Here is a 16435-nt window from a genome sequence, read left to right on the forward strand (position 1 = left end):
TGTGCAATGTATTGTAATGTTTAATTTTACAATGTGTTGACGCTAAGGGAGCGCTTGCTCCCTTTTTTTATTATGTAACGCTATACAACTGAAAGGCCACAAAACATAAAATAACCGCAATGCAGCTATCAAATATACGCCATCGAAATGGGGAGCTTAAAACCTTTTTTAATTTTGGCGCAAATAACACCAAGCCACTAAACCAAATAACAGAGGCCACGCAAGCGCCAATAGCAAAATGCATAGGCGCAGGCTGAAGTGCGCCAATACTGCCAAGCAGTAACACGGTATCTAAATAAACATGTGGATTTAGTAAACTTATTGCAAAGGCCGCAAGGGCCGTTTTCCACCAGCTCACTTTTATTACCTGAGTTACTTTTAACCCCGATGTGCCTTTAATTGCACTGCGCGCAGAGCCAAATGCTAAGTAAAGTAACATAGCAATACCGCCCCACGTTAACCACGGTAATAACCCTGGCAGCCATAGCTTTAACTCATTAGCTGCAAATACCCCTACAATAATTAAAGTGGCGTCACAAATTATACAAACCGCGGCTAAAACAAAACGGTTAGCGCCCGCCATACATTGGCTTAAAATCCAAATATTTTGCGCCCCAATGGCAATAATTAAACTCAGCCCCAGCATCACACCCGACAAAAACGACATACTTTAAATCCAAATAAATAAAGCCTGCAATTCAATGCCTTGCAGGGTAGGGAGTATTCTGTTACAAATCCAATGAATATATTTATTGTTATATGCGTAAAACTCATGATTGATTACCAGTTACTCAATGCGCTTAGTGCCGTTATAAGTGAAGGCGGATTTGAAAAAGCCTCAAAAAAATTATTTATTACCCAATCGGCGGTGAGCAGGCGTATTCATCAGCTTGAGGCCAAACTAGGCGAGCCCGTATTAATAAGAACCCAGCCGCCAACGCCCACGGCACTTGGTAAACGTTTACTTAACCATTTACAGCAAGTATTGCAGCTAGAAGTAGCCCTTAATGTAGAGGCACTTAACGAGCACACAGATTTAAACACCCCGCTTAGCGTAAAGCTTGCTGCTAATGCGGATTCGCTTGCCACCTGGCTGCCCGAAGCACTCGCTGTGCTTGATAGTGAGCTTACGTGCAAATTACGCTTTGAGGTCATTAGTGAAGATCAATCCATTGCCCATAAAAGAATGAAAGACGGCGAGGTTATGGTGTGTATTAGCTCATCCCCCGAGCCCGTTAATGGCGGGCTGGTAAGCCCGCTTGGCGCCATACGCTACAAAGCCATTGCAAGCCCCGATTTTATAAAACAACATAAGCTTACTGAGCTTTCGCAATTAGCGCATTTACCGTGCTTGGTATTTAGTGAGTATGACAAGCTACAACACCAGTTTTTAGAAGATATTAATGGCTCAGCCCCACTGTTTACCCATATTTACCCTTCGTCAGAGGGATTTAAACAAGCCATGATTGCAGGCCTAGGTTATGGGCTATTACCTACCTTACAGCTAGGAGACTCGCTGATAAAAGGAGAGTTAGTCGATTTATTCCCAGAATATTATATTGATACGCCTTTGTACTGGCACTATTGGCAAACCGAAAGCCCGCAGCTTAAAACGCTACGTAAGTTTGCATTGCAAGTAGCGGGCAAGCGGTTAGAGCCTATTAAATAATCAAAGAGCTTATAGCTGCCCCAATCTGTATATAAGCAGCGCTGTTTTAGCGGTGTTTTTATTTAGGCTGGTTAAATCGGCTGTTTCGTTTTTAGTGTGCGCACCGCTGCCCATCAAGCCTAAACCATCAAGTGCCATATCAACATGATTTGCCGCAAACGAAATATCAGCCGCACCTGCATTGCGTGGGTTGGCGGCTACTACTTTGTTGAAGCCTAAATCGTGGCTTGCGTCGCTGTATAATTCTAATAGCTTTTTATTGCCATCAGTTAATGCCATTGGCGGGTAACCGTCTTCAAAAATAAGCTCTGCTTTACTGCCATCTAAGTTTTTAGCCACAATTTGTAGCATTACCCTTTTAGCGCTTTCTACCTGCTTTGGCGAAAGTGCGCGTAAATCACCTGCTACATGCACGGTTTGTGCTATTACATTACTTTTACCAAACGCTGTTGCTGACGAATTAGCACTGTCGTAGTCGGCATTGGTACCGCCCACAATAAGCCCTGGGTTAAATGTTAAATTAGGTTGCGTGGCAAGTTGCTCTCTAAAATCATTTAAAATGCGTGATGCTTCGTAAATAGCGCCATATCCAACGCTTTCGCTAAATATTTGTGACGAATGCGCTGCATTTGCCGTTACGTTTAGCGTCCAGCCGGTATAACCACGGCGCGCCGCCATAGCTGTTTTTATATTGTTATCGCCATTTTCATAGCCAAGCGCTACGTCAGCCCAAATTGCTGCATCAACAATAGCTTGTTTAGATAAGCTAAGCGGGCGACCGCTGCTTTCTTCATCGCCAGTCAATAATACTTTTATGCTTACATTTTCGAGTAAATTAAGGGCTTGTAAGCTTTTAAGTGCGGTAATTATTATCGTGTTACCGCCTTTCATATCGGCAACGCCTGGGCCACTGGCTGTATCGGCATCAAGTTGTTTGTAGGTAGTAAAGTTATCGTTTTTGGCAAATACCGTATCTAGATGGCCGATCATCAGTATTTTTATTGCATCGGGGTTTTTACTCTCATGGGTTGCCAGTACATGTCCTGCGCGGTTAAACGCACTGCCATCCAGCCATTCAACTTTAAAACCAATGGCTTTAAGCTGCTCACTTGTCAGCGCACCTACTTTTTTTACACCTTCAATATTAAGCGAACCGCTATTAATATTTACGGCTTGCTCTATTTCTTTAAGTGCTTGGGGAATATTTTTATCGACCTGTTTTACTATTTCACGCTCATTTTTATCAAGCGCCGCATGGCTTGTAAGCGGTAGGGTACTAGCAAGGGTAAAAATAAGTGCATGGCTAAATTTTAAAAATGACATAACAGCATAATAAGTGAGAAATAAGAATATTTAATATGAAGTAAAAATCCAAAGTATTCAATAGAAGTAGATTGTGATTGTTAACTAATTTTATAAGTAATAATGAGTTACAAGTTTAAGGGTTATGGGGTGTACGCGTTATTGGTTTAAACACAGGTATTTAAAATATAACCTGTTAATTAATAGTCAACGGGTATAACTAATCAGCTATACGTCTGATATTACTGATCTCCACCATTTTGGGGTTTTGCTTCATTTAGAAAAGGTAAGGTGAATCTAACTAACTGTTTACAGTTGTTTATTTTATAGCTAGCATGAAATCACTGTAATATAGGGACATTTATCGGTTTGTAAAACGACAGATGTCGTAGACTAAATTGTTAACTGGCTCTTAAGCATTGAGCATATAATCAGTTGGGAGTAATAAATTGTTAGCATTTTTGAGAATACACTTTGAAATGTTACTTGCTCACTTGGGTGTTGCTTTATTCTCTGGAGGATTACTCGGTTGGGCGGAAGGTGTAGATAAAGGGTTACTATTCGGTGTACTTTATTTCATATTTATGTTCATCGTTCATTTTTATTTATTTTATAAGCACAGGTCAAGTTACGGTAAAAAACCATTTAAATAAAATGTAAGAATCTAAAGTCAGTTAACAAGGCAAATTAAAAGTGCGGACAAAAACAATTGGCTTTGTTCGTGCCTCACAAATTATAGCCAACTATTTTTAGCCGGTTACAACGGCGTTATAAACCCAGTCTAAGTCAGAGTTATGTCTCAATTAAAATGTAAGAAATGTCAAAGTTCTATAGTCGCAAGAGATCTTACTCCTAAAGGAAGACATAGAAACTATGTTTGCCCTTTATGTGGCACACCTGTTAATGCTCACAAAGAAAAGTATTTTTTTATTGGGGTATTAATTTTTATTGCAGGGTTATTAATTAATGCTTTTTATTTAGGTATTTCAAGTGCAGGATTAAACTGGATATCAGATAGCTACAAGTTATTATTGGTAATTTTAACCTCTTCAATTTTGTTAGTTTACAGCATTTATAAAAATTCAAAGTACAAAGCAAATTCTAATATGGTTGAGCCAAGGCCTTGGCCACTATTGACTGCCATCTGTACACTTTTAATAATATGGACTGTAATAAATCTTTAATTTGTCGCTAGGGTTTATAACAAGAACATTAAACGAAAAAATCACAGTTGGCTGTTTTTCGTTCCTCAAACATTATAGCCAACTTTAATTTTCCGCTTATGTAAGCGTTATATTTTCAAAGCAGGTTGAGTATGCGAATTCTATTAGCATTATATTTCTTTACATTCTTTGCCAATGCAACAAGTTGTATTGAAACTGAAGAACAAAATGCAAAATGGGATGCTGCCTATGCAAGTAAATTTAAAATAAATAGTGTGTTAAATGAAAGCACATATAGTATTTCAGTTTCAATTCCTCAAGAAATTGACGGGCAATCATTTAATTTAGCCGGGATCATTATAGGTAATAAAAATAACCCAGTTTTTTATTCCGCACTAAAAATATTTGAAGACGAAGGTGAGGCTAAAGTGTGGTTTCTCGTAAAAGCCGATGCTATTGAAAAGCATAGCTTAATTCTTAGCTACGGAGATGGCTGTGGTATATCTATAAACGTACCCGTTGTTGTGAACTGAAAATATAACAAGACGATTCAATCAGGACAAAAAACAGTTGGTTTTGCTCCTGCGTGAATTACAGTGACACCCAACCTAAATTTTGTAATGCTTTAAAAACGCTTAGAGTTAATTACAGAAGGTCGTTTTTTAATTAATTTTGGCTGTTTGAGTTACCCTACAGCCTCGTTATATATCCTAGGAAAAGTGTTGTGCTAATTCGAGCAATTAATAGTCAAAGAAAGTTAAAATCTTACTTTTAGTCGCAGTCTGCTAAAGTTGGCGGCGTTGGTTGCTTATTTGGGATTGCAACTGCATCCTCCCCTGTTCTTTGTCGTTACTTCAAGTTTTGGTGTCGAGTCAGATATACCAATCCGTAGCTACGATGGTGATACTGTATTGGTAGTGTTCACATTATGCTTCTTAATTCTCTGTTTATCGCTATACACATTTTGCGCTTTATTTGCCTGCTTTTACTATGGCATTAAGTGCAAGAAAGGATATATCGACCGACAAGAACTTATTAATATCGTATTTAAAGGTATCTATCCAAAACGGTGGCAACGTGGGCTTTAGTTCTGATGTATAACAAAGCCTTTAAACACCCATTACTTTCGCCCTATTTTACTTGCGAACATCTACCTATATTTAACGCAAGCAACTATCAGGTTTAACGCCATTAGCATTAAACCTGATAGCCAAAATCGACCAAGCTACATTTAATTAGTTGGCATTAAATAGATTTCTCGTACGCTGTTGCGCTGGTTTGCTTCAATAGCAAACAGTACGGCGTCGGCTACATCTTGTGGGTCGAGTTTGTCGGGTTTAGCTTCATCAAAAAATGGGGTGTTTACCATGCCTGGTGCTATGGTTGTGCAGCGGCCATTCCATTCGCTTATTTCCTCAGCTAAGTTTTGTCCAAAGCCATAAGCAAACCATTTAGTGGCACCGTAAATAGAGCCACCAATTGGCTTACGGCCAGCGGCAGAGCTGGTTAATATAAAGTGACCTTTGTTTTGGCGTAAATGCGGCAGTGTTAATTTTGCAGTCCACAGTAGGGCTTTAATGTTTATGTCAATCATAGTTGACCACTCATCTGGGTCGCCTTTTTCGGTGCCAGCGGTTGAAACGCCCATGCCCGCGTTAGCAAAGGCTACATCTAACCGGCCAAACTTTTCAATGCCTTTGGTAACTACGTTTTCAAGTGCGGTAAAGTCGGTTGCATCTGCGGCTACGCTCAGTGCGTTATCTGAGCCTAGCGACTCAACTAACTCCGTTAACTTATCTTCGCGTCTAGCGGTAAGTATTACTTTATGGCCGTTGTTAACAAGGGTTTTTGCGGTTGCTTCGCCAATGCCACTTGAAGCACCAGTTATAAGTACTATTTTTTCTTTTGCCATAGATGACCTCTTTAATGAACGTTAAAAACTTAAAATCACCATACCAATAAACGATTAACCTACATTGAATAGTCGCTATAAATTAGCCATAAATGGCGGTGTTTTATATTCTAATAACCATGGTTTTTAGGCCGTTATTAAAATTGGAATAAGTGATTAAAAAAGGTAGGTTTAAATTTTTTATTCTATATACTCGCGCCACTTCTTTTGAAGTCGGTTTTATTAGATTTAACCATTATTTTGCTGAGTTTCAGCCACATTTATCGGAACAAACATGAAAGATAAACTCTTAGCGTTTTGGCAAAGCCATTCAGAAACAATCATCACTTTAGGTTACAAGGTGATTTTAGCGTTGGTGATATTAGTTGCGAGTGCCTTAATTGCACGATCGGTTAAAAAAGCGATTAAAAACTCTAAATCCCCGTTAAAAAGAGTGGATAGTACGCTGCTTCCTCTTTTATCGAGTATTGCTGGTTATTTAGTTTATATAATTGGCGGTCTATTTATTTTAGATATTTTTGGCGTAAACACGGCAAGCTTAATCGCGCTAATGGGGGCTGCTGGTTTAGCGATTGGTTTAGCCCTTAAAAATACGCTGAGCAATATTGCTGCGGGTATTATGCTGCTAATACTTAGACCTTTTAAAATAGGCGATTTTGTTGATGCCAGTGGCACACTAGGTACTGTGAGTGAAATAAACCTATTTACCACTATTTTTAAAACCACCGACGGTCTTTATATAGCATCGCCTAACGGCAAAGTGTGGGGTGGCAATATTAAAAACTTTACCCGTAATGGCAAAAGACGAATGGATATAGTGGTGGGGATTTCGTATGCCGACTCTATTGATGTTGGCTTAAATGTACTTAAAGAATTAGCCGCATCAGAGAGCCGATTACTCGCAGAGCCTGCACCTAAAGTAATGGTGACATCAATAGGCGAAAGCGCAGTGAACATTCAATTACGTGCGTGGGCTGTTAATGGTGATTATTGGCAAACTGTGTGGGATTTAAATAAACGTGTTAAAGAAGCTATTGAAGGCGCAGGGCTGAGTATTCCGTTTCCGCAGCGTACGCTGCATATATCAGAGTCTATGGCATCGGCAATAACTGTTAACAAAGATGCTTAAATATGTATTAACATAAGCACAAATAAAAATAGCGAGCCTTGGCTCGCTATTTTTGTATTAGCCTTTGTGTAGGCTGATGTATTAACCTTCTAATTGAAAGTCGTACACTGAACCTAAATTAAGTAGTTGTGTAAGCTCATCAAGTGCTTGGTAGCTTTCAGTTAATAGGGCTGAATCTGCAAAGTCACTTGCGCCTAATTTGTCGCGGTAGTTACGTTTTGCCCAGTCACACAGTTGTGTGTATTTAGTATCAGTTAAAATAACCTCTGGGTTTACTGCAGCAAGTTCTTGCTCGTTAAGGGCTACACGTAAACGCAAACAAGCAGGGCCGCCGCCATTTTGCATACTTTGGCGTAAATCAAAAAACTGTACTTGATTTACTGGGTTATCAGCCATAATCATTTCTTCAATGTAGGCGTTAACTGCGCTGTTGCGTTTACACTCTTGTGGTGCCACTAACAGCATTGAACCATCTTCAAGGCTCACAAGCTGGCTATTAAATAAGTAGCTACTTACAGCGTCGGTAATGCTTACTTTATCGGTAGGTACTTCAATAATGTAAAATTCTTTATTGCCCACATATGCTTTGCGAATATCTTGAAGTGCCAAAGCTTGGTTTAAAAATGCTTGCTGGTGGCACAGTAATACGTTGGCGTTACCTACTGCAATTACATCGTTATGAAAAACGCCTTGGTCTATTACGTCTGGATTTTGCTGTAGTAAAATTTGGCTTGAATCTTTTAAGTTATGTAAGCGACAAATTGCTTCTGAGGCTTCTAGTGTTTGCCTTGCAGGAAATTTAGCTGGTTTTGGTAATTGGCTGTTAAACGCGCTGGCACCAAATACAAACATTTCAAGGCCTTGCTCGCCGTGGCTGTCACAAAAACGAGTATGGTTTGCTGCACCTTCGTCGCCAAAAAAGCCTTGGTCTGGTAAATGGGTATGGTGCGCAAAGTATTTGTCGTTATTAAACATCGCTTTTAATAAGCGCGTAGTGGTTGCAGGCTCTAATGAACGATGAAACTTATTATTTAAATTAGCTGAAGTAAAATGTACTTTGCCGTCGGTTGTATCAGGAGATGGCGATACCGTAGCAGCATTGGCTGTCCACATTGCAGACGCTGAATAACACGCGCGTAATAAAATAGGATCTGCTTTAAATGCTTTGTGAATTACTTGTGCATCATTACCGGTAAAGCCTAAGCGGCGCAGTACGTTTAAGTCGGGGCGCGCATGAGGGGCAAATACACCTTGAGTTAGGCCTTTGTCGTGCATGGCTTTCATTTTTTCAAGGCCTTGAAGCACAGCCTCTTGAGGATTTGAAAAGCTTGCTGCGTTATTTAACGAGGCAACATTACCATACGATAAACCAGCGTAGTTGTGAGTAGGGCCAACTAAGCCATCAAAATTAACTTCCAAAGCGTGCATACACGTTCCAACTAAAAATTTTCAATAGGATGCAACAATACAACGCAATAGGGCTGCTTGCAAAGTTATAAACGCAGTGTTTTTACTAATTTTTTCGATGTTTTTAAATGTTGAGTTTATTACAAGGGGGTTGTTTTTATATTGAACGATTAATTTGAAGTTTAATTAAAATGTACACATAAATTTCATAGTGTGCAAAAGCTTAGCCTAAAGTAGGTTTTTACATTTAAGCTTTATGCCAAGCCTTTACACAATACGATGTTACTTAACATAGACGCGCTCTTTGTCAGCGGTGGTATGGGTATTTGTTGGATCATTAACTTGCCAAACGCTAATGTCTAAACGCCATAAAAGGTAAAGGGTATGGTATAAGTTGAACATGGTTTTTCCTTGGTATTTTCACTGAACACATCAGTTTATAGAAAGAAGTATGCCAACATTAACTTGAATATTTTATGAATAGAAATCAGGTGTTTAGTATTTAAGTGTAAATACATACTTAAGGGTTAGCACCAAAGAGGTGAAATATTACTAAAAGATGCACCAACGTGGTGTGTTTTTAACAAAAAGCCATGCAACTATTGGGTCACTTAAATGTGCAAGGCTTTTTAAAAAATGTAGTCACTTAAAAAGTAAATTAGCGGCCTACTTTTCCTTTTACTAAAGGCTCGAACGACATTACTTTAAACTTACCGTGGCTTTGATTTTTGCCATTATTAAGTACAGGCGAATTATGTAAATCGTCAACGGTAAAGTATATTTTATGATCGGCTCCGTAACTAAAACCATCAGGCCAGCTCAAACGTTCGTCTTTAAATAATACTTCGTAGTCGCCAGTGGGTTTAACTACGCCAATTGCGCCATTGGTTATGTCGGTTACATATACGTTACCGCCGCCATCAACAATAATACCATCTGAAATTGGCTTAGTGCCGTAACGCGTAACTTTGTCTTCAAGTGCTTTACCCGAAAGGCTCTTGTTATTTATATCGCTGGTGGCAATGCGGTAAACCGACGTGCCCGACATTGAGCCAAAGTAAAGCCAGTCTTCGTTAGGGTCAAGCGTAATAGGGTTAACACCTAAGCGGGCAGGTTGTCCGCCAAGGCTCATTGTGCGCCCATCAATAACCATATCGATATTTTCGGCTGTGGTGTAATGGCTATTTTGTAACACTCTGCGTGCTACACCTGTTTTAAGGTTAACCGTAATAATAGCGGCTTGGCTGCCTTGTGCTGTGTCGGCAATGTATACAACGCCATGCTTATTATCGATGACTAAATCGTTCAAAAACGAGGTGTCGGTAATGGTCGGTTTAGCCAGATAAATAATTTTGTGCAGTTGCTCTTTGTTTGTATCCCAACCTACTAAGCGCCCAGCGTGATCGGGCCCTGAAGTATCAAGCATCCATAAAACGCCATCGCTTGATACATTTATGCCAAGTACGTCGTAAAAACCTTTACCGTTATTGTACGCGTATGCCCACTCTTCATTAGGGTAGGGCTTAGTTGTACCATCGCTTAAAAGCTCCATAATTTTTTGCTTTTGGCCAAAAAAGCCATGCACAGATAAAAACTTTCTGCCCGATGGGGTAATAGCAATGTTGCCCGGTGGGTGCTGCGCATCAAAAGTCGCTACTGTTTTTAAATCAGCATTTTGGCCAGCGGTGTTAGCAGTTACGGCGCTGCTACCTAAAAGTGCCGTGCTACACGCCGCTGCTAATAGTAATTTTTTAATATGAGTCATTTTTAAAACCTTTTAAAACACGTTTATTGTTTAAAAATTAAGAGCCTAATCGGCTAAGTCGTTTACTACTAAATCGAGCAGCTGCATTAACTGCTTCGCTTGTGTTGCATCTACACTATCAAATTTACATAAAATATTTTTAGGAATATCGGCTGCTTTTAACTTAAGTGATTGGCCATGCTGGGTTAGCTGAACTAGGCGTTTGCGTTTGTCGTGCTCATCTTTAATAACAGCCAGTAATGATTTGTCGCTCATTTTTTTGAGTATTTGAGTCATTGCACCGCCATCTATCGCGGTTTTATCTACTAGCTCTGCAATTGTTATTTCGTCTTGCTCCCACAGCGCCATCATTACTACGTATTGCGGGTAAGTTAAATTTAGCTCGTTTAAAGGCTCGCGATACGCACGCGCAATGCTGTTAGATGCCATATATAACCGATGACATAACTGATTTTTTAACTTTAATTGCTCAAACGGCATAACGTTATCCTTTATTTCGATACATGGTATTTTAATTTGCATGCAAAGTATTTGCAATCTCTAATTACTTGTTCTATTATTTTGCACACAAACTAAATTAATTACTAAACTTTGGAGTTCATTATGAATGTATTACAAAACGTAGCTTACACAGCAAAAGCAACTGCAACTGGCGGCCGCGAAGGCGTAGCTAAATCTGATGATGGTCGTTTAGATGTAAAACTATCAACACCTAAAGGCTTAGGCGGAGACGACGGTCAAGGCACTAACCCTGAGCAATTATTTGCCGCAGGTTATGCTGCGTGTTTTATTGGCGCACTAAAATTTGTAGCAGGTAGCGAAAAAATAGATTTACCAAGCGACACGCATATTAATTCTGAAGTATCTATTGGCGCGATTGAAGGCGGTTTTGGTATTGCAGTAAAACTTGCTGTGTCACTAGGTGATATGGATAAAGCTGCAGCGCAAACGCTTGTAGATAAAGCGCACCAAGTATGTCCATATTCAAACGCAACACGTGGCAATATTGAAGTAGAGCTTTCAGTTATTTAATTAATTGCTAAGTTAACTAATACTGTAATAGCCCAGTGGTTTTGCCTCTGGGCTTTTTTGTGCGTGGAGTTTAATAAAAATGAGTCGTTAAATAAATATACAAAAAATCATATATTCACTATTCCATATGTTCTGTTTTTGTTTTATTGTATGTGCAATAAAACTGCGAGGACAATATGGAACAATTCAACCCACTTCAATTTTATAAATGCCTAGCGGACGATACGCGTTTAAAAGCAATGCTGCTCATTAGCCATCAAGAAGAGCTATGTGTATGCGAACTGGTTACTGCACTTGAGCTAAGCCAGCCTAAAGTGTCTCGCCATTTAGCGCAGTTAAGACAATGCGGATTGTTGAGCGACCGTAAACAAAATCAATGGGTTTATTACAGTATTAATAAAGCCCTACCAGAGTGGGCTAAAAATGTATTAATGCAAACGCTTACTGCCAACCCTTCATTTTATGAAAACGATTTAACGCGCTTAAATGTTATGGGTAATCGCCCTGAACGTATTACTAGCTGCTGTAACTAACTTATTAAAGGTATTTAATTATGACTATTAAAGTAGGTATTAACGGTTTTGGCCGTATGGGACGTTTAACTCTGCGTGCAGCAGTTGATTGGCCAGAAATAGAGTTTATTAAAGTAAATGATGTAGCGGGCGATGCTAAAACCCACGCACATTTAATTGAGTTTGACTCAGTACACGGGCGCTTAGCACAACAGGTTTCTAGTGATGATAATAGCTTTAGTGTGGGTAAGCATACGATTGCAGTTACCAACAACAAAACCATAAACGAAACTGATTGGTCAGATTGCGATGTAGTAATAGAAGCCAGCGGTAAAATGAAAACCACTGAGCTGTTAAATCAATATTTAGCACAAGGTGTTAAGCGTGTTGTGGTAACCGCACCTGTAAAAGAAGACGGTATTTTAAATGTAGTAATGGGTGCAAACGATGATCTTTATAACCCAAGTGAGCATAAAATTGTTACAGCCGCCTCGTGTACTACTAACTGTTTAGCGCCAATAGTAAAAGTACTGCAAGAAAAAGTGGGCATTAAACACGGCTCAATGACTACTATTCACGACATTACTAATACCCAAACAATTATTGATGCCCCTCATAAAGATTTACGCCGTGCGCGTTCGTGCGGTACAAGTTTAATTCCTACTACAACCGGTAGTGCAACGGCTATTACGCATATTTTTCCTGAGCTTAAAGGTAAATTAAACGGCCATGCCGTGCGTGTACCTCTTACTAACGCATCAATTACCGATTGTGTTTTTGAGCTCGAGCGAGGTGTTACACAAGACGAAGTAAACACGTGGTTTAAAGACGCTGCAAATAACGAGTTACAAGGTATTTTAGGCTACGAAGAAAGACCGCTTGTATCTATAGATTACAAAACAGATCCGCGCAGCTGCATTATTGATGCGCTTTCAACCATGGTAATTAACAACACTCAACTTAAACTATACGCTTGGTACGATAACGAGTGGGGTTATGCAAACCGTACTGCTGAGCTAATGCTTAAAGTTGCACAAAGTGATTTGGTTTAATCTCGTTTAAAAAGGTTTAACGCTATGTTTGCGCAGTTAGCTAACTTACCGAGCTCTATAAAACAATATTTAATAATTACTGGTAACTATTGGGCATTTACTTTAACTGATGGTGCGCTACGCATGTTGGTGGTGCTGTATTTTCATCAGTTGGGTTATGGCGCATTTGCGATAGCCATGTTGTTTTTGTTTTATGAAATATTTGGGGTGTTCACCAATTTAGTAGGTGGTTGGCTTGGCGCGCATTTAGGGTTGAACAAAACCATGAATGTAGGGCTTGGGCTACAACTTGTCGCTTTAGCCATGCTTTGCGTGCCAGGGGATTGGCTAACCGTTGCCTATGTTATGGCAGCGCAAGCACTGAGTGGCATAGCAAAAGACTTAAATAAAATGAGTGCAAAGAGCGCCATTAAGTATTTAGTACCACAAGACGATGCAGGGCAAAGCCAATTATATAAATGGATTGCCATACTTACGGGCTCTAAAAATGCTTTAAAAGGGGTGGGCTTTTTTTTAGGCGGCTTATTACTAACTGTATTTGGTTTTATGGGAGCATTAATAAGTCTAATTATTTTACTTAGTGTTGCGTGGGTTATTAGTTTAATTTTTTTAAAAGGCGATATTGGTAAAGCTAAAAACAAACCTAAGTTTAAAGAATTATTTTCTAAATCGCGGGCAATTAACTTACTTAGTGCAGCGCGTTTATGCTTGTTTGCGGCGCGCGATGTATGGTTTGTAGTTGCACTACCTGTTTACTTAGCCGCTCAGTTTAACTGGGATCATTGGTGGGTCAGCGGTTTTATGGCTTCGTGGGTAATTGCTTATGGGCTGGTGCAATCGCAAGCACCGCGAATAACTGGGCAAGGTGATTCAACTTCACATTCGGTCAAAAAAGCATATTGGTGGGTTGCTTTATTGAGTGGCGTAACTGGCATTTTAGCGTTGTTGATGCAATTGGATATAGCGGTACATTTTACGCTTGTTATAGGCTTACTTATTTTTGGTGGTGTATTTGCTGTAAATTCATCGCTGCACAGTTACTTAATAGTAAGTTTTGCTAAAAACGATGGAGTGTCACTCGACGTTGGCTTTTATTATATGGCCAATGCGATAGGGCGTTTGCTTGGTACGGTGCTTTCTGGTTGGGTTTTTCAAGTATATGGGCTTAGTGCGTGTTTATGGGTAAGTGTGTGTTTATTAGTTTTAGCCGCAATTACAACAGCACGGTTAGCTAAACTTTAAAAAACTCAACGTATTGTATTAAATTCAATTTGTTTAACGATATTCATAGCTTCATTGATTAGATCTACTAAACTGTATCAGTAGTTTTAATTTAAAGGGTGTAATGAATGCGAGAAATATCGTTAGCAAAAAAGTTACTCTGGCTTAGTGTCGGTAGTATATTTATAACTGTACTAGTGTTATCAGGCATTTTGTGGTGGCAGTTATCATCAAGTAATAAGCAGTTAGCGACTAAATCTGAAGAGTACATTACTGTAGAAGTAGAAGAAAAGCTTAATGCTCATGCAGCTGGATACGGAGAAAAAATTGCCGGCTTTATTAATGAAGCTTACCGCATTCCTTATTCATTGGCTGCTTTATTAGGTGACGCAGCAAAAAGCGAAACCCTGAGCCGCGATACGGTAGTAAGTATAAATCGCTCTATTTTAGAACAAAACACATTACTTTCATCTATCTACTCTCAGTTTGAAGCAAACGCGTTTGACGGGCAAGATTCGAGCTTTAACAAGGGCTATAAACACTCTGTTGATGGTGATGGTACGTTAGAAGTTTATATAACACGTGATCCAAGTGGGGCTATTGAGCAGCAAAAAGTAGCTAATGCTGCCGATAAATATATAACCTCTTTAAACGAATTTGGTATTCGCGAAGCGCATTGGTACTTATGTGCAAAAGACACGCTTAAGCCTTGTATTATGGAACCGTACTTATACGAAATCCCATCGGGCGACTCAGTAATGCTAACTTCGTTAACTGTGCCTATTTTAAAGTCAGGTCAGTTTATTGGTTTAGCTGGCGTTGATTTAACGCTCCCAACTTTTCAGGGCTTAACCGAAAAGCTGTCGAGCGAGCTTTACAACGGCCAAGCAAAAGTAACACTTTTAAGTGATATAGGTTTAATTGTAGGCAGCAGTCACTATAAATCTAAATTAGGCCGCCCATTTAAAGAAGCGGTTAGTAGCAACACTTACAGTGAGCTGGTTAAATTTAAAGGCCAACATGGTCTCTTTAAAACGCCTAGCGAGTATTTAGTTAACTACCCAATTAATATAAAACTAGCTAACACTCAGTGGTCATTAATCATAGAAGTACCTACAGTTCTAGCACTTGCAGGGCCTGAAGCGCTAGAAAAAAACATGCAAGAGACAGCAACATCACTCAGATTTATTATTTTAATAACAGGCTTAGTAATTGCTGTGGTTGCTTTTGTTATTATGAAATTAGTAATAGCAGGTGTAATAGCGCCGCTACAGCAAATTCAACAGCGGGTTGATAACCTCGCAAGTTCTGAAGGTGATTTAACACATACATTGCATGTTGATAGTCACGCTGAGCTTATTGCATTAGCTGGTGGATTTAACCGATTTTTAGCAAAGCTACGTGATTTAATTTCTGAGCTTAAAACGGTGTCTGATCAAACCAAGCAGCAAGGCGAAATAGCACAACACATAGCTATTGATACAAAGCATAATGTGCAATCTCAATTTCAAGAAATTGAAAGTGTGGTAACGGCTATGAACGAAATGAGCGCAACAGCACTCGAAGTAGCCAGAGCATCAGAGCAATCAGCCCAACAAGCCGATGAAATAAATAGCTTGGTAGTGAGCAGTGAGTCGAGCTTATCATCTGCGATGACGCAAGTTAAAACGATGTCTGAAGAAATTAAAGAAGCTAACCAAGCCGTTGAAAAAGTTGCTTCGCGTAGTAAAGACATTACGCAAATATTAGATGTAATTCGTACTATTTCAGAACAAACAAATTTACTTGCACTTAACGCTGCTATTGAAGCTGCGCGCGCTGGTGAACATGGGCGCGGCTTTGCCGTTGTTGCCGATGAAGTACGTGCACTTGCTTCTAAAACGCGTTCATCAACAGATGACATAAGCCAACTAATTGATAGTTTATTATCTGAAGTAGGTAACGCATCTACCGTTATTGAAAAAGGCGTAGTACGTGCACAAAATGCCGTTGATGAAACATCAGTAGCTTTTGATGCTCTGCACAGTGTTGTTGTTAAAGTTGATGAAATAACCAACCAAATTACACATATTGCCACCGCTGCTGAAGAGCAAAGTTTAGTGACTGAAGAAATAAACCGTAATTTAACGCTTATCTCTGATGCCGCATCGCAACTTGCTGACTTATCTACACAAGCAGGGGATAGCAGCGAAGCTCTTAATGCACTTGTTGCCCAGCAAGATAATGAACTAAATAAGCTTAAAACGTAACTTACAAATTAAGCTTTAAGCA

At 39.5% G+C, this 16435-nt stretch carries 15 protein-coding genes; 9 read left to right on the forward strand and 6 right to left on the reverse strand.

Annotated features, from left to right (window positions below; translation table 11 throughout):
- Window positions 1-70 precede the first annotated feature (70 nt).
- On the reverse strand, window positions 71-667 hold the full coding sequence (locus FFU37_RS18460; RefSeq protein WP_039486538.1) for a LysE/ArgO family amino acid transporter: 597 nt from the start codon (window positions 665-667) through the stop codon (window positions 71-73).
- 72 nt (window positions 668-739) lie between these two features.
- Here FFU37_RS18460 and FFU37_RS18465 point away from each other — a divergent pair, with 72 nt between their 5' ends.
- Complete coding sequence (locus FFU37_RS18465) at window positions 740-1669, forward strand: LysR family transcriptional regulator ArgP (RefSeq protein ID WP_239022733.1); 930 nt, start codon at window positions 740-742, stop codon at window positions 1667-1669.
- A 9-nt stretch (window positions 1670-1678) separates the two neighbouring features.
- On the opposite strand, the gene FFU37_RS18470 is transcribed toward FFU37_RS18465, so the two are convergent.
- Window positions 1679-2992, reverse strand: a complete 1314-nt coding sequence (locus tag FFU37_RS18470) for a M20/M25/M40 family metallo-hydrolase (RefSeq protein ID WP_138490256.1) — start codon at window positions 2990-2992, stop codon at window positions 1679-1681.
- A 773-nt stretch (window positions 2993-3765) separates the two neighbouring features.
- On the opposite strand from FFU37_RS18470, the gene FFU37_RS18475 reads away from it, so the two are divergent.
- Both FFU37_RS18475 and FFU37_RS18480 read left to right on the forward strand, forming a co-directional pair.
- Window positions 3766-4155 (forward strand): hypothetical protein, encoded by a 390-nt coding sequence (locus FFU37_RS18475; RefSeq protein ID WP_052201258.1) that lies wholly within the window; start codon window positions 3766-3768, stop codon window positions 4153-4155.
- A 131-nt stretch (window positions 4156-4286) separates the two neighbouring features.
- Window positions 4287-4667 (forward strand): hypothetical protein, encoded by a 381-nt coding sequence (locus FFU37_RS18480; protein ID WP_039486545.1) that lies wholly within the window; start codon window positions 4287-4289, stop codon window positions 4665-4667.
- Between the two features lie 698 nt (window positions 4668-5365).
- Here FFU37_RS18480 and FFU37_RS18490 read toward each other — a convergent pair.
- On the reverse strand, window positions 5366-6046 hold the full coding sequence (locus FFU37_RS18490) for an SDR family oxidoreductase (RefSeq protein WP_138490257.1): 681 nt from the start codon (window positions 6044-6046) through the stop codon (window positions 5366-5368).
- 274 nt (window positions 6047-6320) lie between these two features.
- Here FFU37_RS18490 and FFU37_RS18495 point away from each other — a divergent pair, with 274 nt between their 5' ends.
- Window positions 6321-7175: a mechanosensitive ion channel family protein gene (locus tag FFU37_RS18495; RefSeq protein ID WP_007586226.1), complete on the forward strand. Its 855-nt coding sequence runs from the start codon at window positions 6321-6323 to the stop codon at window positions 7173-7175.
- An 81-nt stretch (window positions 7176-7256) separates the two neighbouring features.
- Here the strand turns inward: FFU37_RS18495 and astB are convergent, their stop codons facing one another.
- From astB to FFU37_RS18510, 3 genes are all read right to left on the reverse strand, one after another.
- Window positions 7257-8603 (reverse strand): N-succinylarginine dihydrolase, encoded by a 1347-nt coding sequence (astB, locus tag FFU37_RS18500; RefSeq protein ID WP_138490258.1) that lies wholly within the window; start codon window positions 8601-8603, stop codon window positions 7257-7259.
- 637 nt (window positions 8604-9240) lie between these two features.
- Window positions 9241-10347 (reverse strand): L-dopachrome tautomerase-related protein, encoded by a 1107-nt coding sequence (locus FFU37_RS18505; protein WP_138490259.1) that lies wholly within the window; start codon window positions 10345-10347, stop codon window positions 9241-9243.
- 45 nt (window positions 10348-10392) lie between these two features.
- The gene (locus tag FFU37_RS18510; RefSeq protein ID WP_007377114.1) at window positions 10393-10827 is read right to left on the reverse strand and encodes a MarR family winged helix-turn-helix transcriptional regulator; all 435 of its coding nucleotides are present in this window, start codon (window positions 10825-10827) and stop codon (window positions 10393-10395) included.
- A 123-nt stretch (window positions 10828-10950) separates the two neighbouring features.
- Between FFU37_RS18510 and FFU37_RS18515 the strand changes: the two genes are divergently transcribed.
- The 5 genes from FFU37_RS18515 (at window position 10951) to FFU37_RS18535 (ending at window position 16413) form a co-directional block, all read left to right on the forward strand.
- Complete coding sequence (locus FFU37_RS18515) at window positions 10951-11379, forward strand: organic hydroperoxide resistance protein (RefSeq protein WP_138490260.1); 429 nt, start codon at window positions 10951-10953, stop codon at window positions 11377-11379.
- Window positions 11380-11555: 176 nt separating this feature from the next.
- Window positions 11556-11912 (forward strand): metalloregulator ArsR/SmtB family transcription factor, encoded by a 357-nt coding sequence (locus tag FFU37_RS18520; RefSeq protein WP_138490261.1) that lies wholly within the window; start codon window positions 11556-11558, stop codon window positions 11910-11912.
- A 20-nt stretch (window positions 11913-11932) separates the two neighbouring features.
- Window positions 11933-12943 (forward strand): ArsJ-associated glyceraldehyde-3-phosphate dehydrogenase, encoded by a 1011-nt coding sequence (locus tag FFU37_RS18525; protein WP_138490262.1) that lies wholly within the window; start codon window positions 11933-11935, stop codon window positions 12941-12943.
- 24 nt (window positions 12944-12967) lie between these two features.
- On the forward strand, window positions 12968-14185 hold the full coding sequence (gene arsJ / locus FFU37_RS18530; protein WP_138490263.1) for an organoarsenical effux MFS transporter ArsJ: 1218 nt from the start codon (window positions 12968-12970) through the stop codon (window positions 14183-14185).
- 107 nt (window positions 14186-14292) lie between these two features.
- On the forward strand, window positions 14293-16413 hold the full coding sequence (locus tag FFU37_RS18535; RefSeq protein WP_138490264.1) for a methyl-accepting chemotaxis protein: 2121 nt from the start codon (window positions 14293-14295) through the stop codon (window positions 16411-16413).
- Window positions 16414-16435: the final 22 nt, after the last annotated feature.

It is taken from the genome of Pseudoalteromonas distincta (assembly GCF_005877035.1).
GTDB lineage: Bacteria > Pseudomonadota > Gammaproteobacteria > Enterobacterales > Alteromonadaceae > Pseudoalteromonas > Pseudoalteromonas distincta.